Here is a 2,863-nt window from a genome sequence, read left to right as displayed (position 1 = left end):
AGAAAGGTATATGACTTCAAAAAATAAAGCTAATAAATATAAAGCTATTTATAAACGAATAAAAAGACGTGTTAGATATGATTGGCATAAAAAGATAAGTTATAAAAATGAGATAGATGTTATAGCAAAATTAAAGATATTAGTAAAAATCGGTAAAAAATATAGATGCTTATTATTTAAGAGAGTTTCAAAACTTCCAAGAAAATTAGCTCCTAGAGATTATTATATTGATTTAAGGATATACAAATGATGTATAATTTTTTATCTATATCTTGGCATATACTAGCATTTATATTCTTATTTATTAGTATAGCAAATAAAAATATTATAGGTAAAGCATTTTATTTACTTTGTTTCTTTTTATCAAATATTGCTGCTTTACTTTGTGATATAGTAATAAAATTAAATTAGGAGTTGTTATGGCAGATCATAACATTGTAACATTAATAGGAAGGCTAACTGCTGACCCGCAGCGAAAATATACACAAGGAGGAATGGAAATTGCTGAGTTTTCTATAGCAAACAATTATTATGTAATTACAAAAAACACTACAGAAGTAAATTATTTTGATATAGTAGCTTTTGGAAAATTAGCAGAAACAGTAAGTAAATATCTTATAAAAGGAAAGCAAGTTTTGATATGCGGAACACTAAGGCAGGAAAGATGGCAGGATAAAAATACAAACACTACTAAATCTAAAGTGAGAATAATTATGCAGTCAATGCAGATGCTTGCTGATAAAAAAGATATGAATAATGCAGTAGAAAATAATAGTCAGGAAGATGAGGAGGAGGTACCGTTTTAATGAATATCACTAAGTTAATTGATACTTTACAATCATATAAAAATTATATGGAAATAATAAAGATATAGGAAATGGTATTTTGAATATAGAAGCACTAGAAAATAACATAAAAAATATATTTCATAAAGATGAACAGCAAGAATTAAATTTTACTTATATAAAAAGGAATGGAAATTATATTATATATTTATCTTATAAAAAAACAAAAATAATTAGCTATAATAATTATTTATTAACTATATATAAGATAAATAATAAAACTAAAACTAAAAATCAAGTGATATGTAATTATTTAAAAATGATATATTTATCTAAATTAGCAATTTTAGAATTATATTTTAGGTTATTGATTAATAATATAAAAAATAAATAAGGTTGATTTATGGAAAAAATAGAATGCAGTTATTGCAATAAAAAAGAATATGATAATAATGTATCACAAACTAATAATCAGGAATATGATGAGGAGGTGCCGTTTTAATAATACATAGTTATAAAAGTTTATATTCTTTTTATTAAATGAAGGCTTTTGTCTTTAATTTAATTAAAAGGTATAAACATGGCTTCTAAAAGCAATAATAAATTAATAGCACAAAACAATAATAATATAATAACAGCAAAACAAGCGGAACTTCTCATTAAGCAAGCTAACTACTTAAATATACTTGACTATATGAAAGAAGAGCAGCTTATTAAACAGATAGATTATGAAATAGAAAAAGAAAACTTTTTTAAGCAATGTTCAAAAACAAAAAGCAATCACACAAAAAGACAATATAGAAACGGACTTAATAAACTAGAGGAATACTGCAAAATGAATAAGAAAAATATTTTATTTATTAAAGCAAGAGAAGCTGATGATTTTATAACGGAAGTCAATTCAAGTGAACTTTCTAATTTAAGTATACGTGCATTAGTTTCTTCATGTTCCTCTTTCTTTTCTTTTTTAGAGAGAAGATATCCGTTTATGAAAAATCCTTTTCGAGGTACAAAAACTCGTCCGCCTGTGAAGAACAAAAAAAGACTTGAAGTCCCAACTAAAAAAGAAATTGAATTAATAATTAAAGATATAGCAGATCCTCTTATAAAAGTGGCCATCATTTTTATAATGGAATGCGGAGTACGTGTTGGTGCTTTACCTAAACTAGAAATAAGAAATAACAAATATTATTCATATTCAAAAGGCAAGGAAATAAGCTGGAAAGTTACAGATAAAGTTATTAAATTATTAAAACAGAATAATATTTCTTTTAATTGTCCTTTCAAAAATAAAAGTTCTGAAGTGATAAGAAACATTTTTTATAGGAGTTCAAAGCGTTTATATAAACAAGGCAAAATAAAAGCTGCCTACTCTATACATGATATAAGGCATTATTTTGCTGTTACTTTATACAAACAAACCAAAGATATAGAACTCATTAGGCAGGCATTAAATCATAGCAGTATAGCTATAACAGGAATATACTTAAAAAGTTTGGAGGTAGAATAATGAAAAAAAGATTAGTAGTTTGCAGATTAAATTATAAAGAATATAAGCTATTAAAAAGATTAGCTAAAGAAAACAATATGAGCGTACGTAAGTATATTAAAAAACTTATTTTAGATTATATCAATTAGATACAGTGTTGCGATAATTTATGTTATCGCAACTATAAAAAATTATCAATAATATAAAATTTAATTGAATTTAATATATAATAAATAAATGATCTTGATAATTTAGTTTATCTTATAAAGAAATAGATGCTATTGAATAAATTATAATAAAAAGTATATTACTATTTATTCTTATCTTTTTTATTTAAATTTTTCTCTAAGAATAATTCTTCATTATAGTATTGCTCAATATCAAATAATATGGATTCCATAAAAGATAAAACATTATTTTTTATTTTTCTTAAATCATCTAAAGTCAAATCTCTACTACAATCAGTAAAAGAATATTCTCCATGAGCTAAATGATTTCTATTTTTTTATTATTTCTTAAATCTTCACCATTTTTTTCTCTTATTGTTATATTATGTTCTTTACATATATTTCTAATTTTATTATCATCA

General features: G+C 23.5%; 5 protein-coding genes. All 5 read left to right on the top strand.

The genetic code is table 11. The annotated features are described in order from the left end of the window. A partial coding sequence (locus KQ44_RS01835; protein WP_240516425.1) for a hypothetical protein occupies positions 1-250 on the top strand: 250 nt, incomplete at its 5' end. Next, the gene (locus tag KQ44_RS01830) at positions 247-411 is read left to right on the top strand and encodes a group-specific protein (protein ID WP_096735985.1); all 165 of its coding nucleotides are present in this window, start codon (positions 247-249) and stop codon (positions 409-411) included. The genes KQ44_RS01835 and KQ44_RS01830, both read left to right, overlap by 4 nt. An 8-nt stretch (positions 412-419) precedes the next feature. After that, on the top strand, positions 420-806 hold the full coding sequence (gene ssb / locus KQ44_RS01825; protein ID WP_096735984.1) for a single-stranded DNA-binding protein: 387 nt from the start codon (positions 420-422) through the stop codon (positions 804-806). A gap of 559 nt (positions 807-1,365) precedes the next feature. After that, positions 1,366-2,295: a site-specific integrase gene (locus KQ44_RS01815; protein WP_096735982.1), complete on the top strand. Its 930-nt coding sequence runs from the start codon at positions 1,366-1,368 to the stop codon at positions 2,293-2,295. Beyond that, a complete protein-coding gene (locus KQ44_RS14680) occupies positions 2,295-2,423 on the top strand; it encodes a DUF6290 family protein (protein ID WP_240516424.1) in 129 nt (42 codons plus the stop codon). Before KQ44_RS01815 ends, KQ44_RS14680 begins: the two co-directional genes overlap by 1 nt. Positions 2,424-2,863 lie beyond the last annotated feature (440 nt).

Source organism: Brachyspira sp. G79 (assembly GCF_002379365.1).
GTDB lineage: Bacteria > Spirochaetota > Brachyspiria > Brachyspirales > Brachyspiraceae > Brachyspira.
This window is presented reverse-complemented; position numbering and strand designations above follow the sequence as displayed.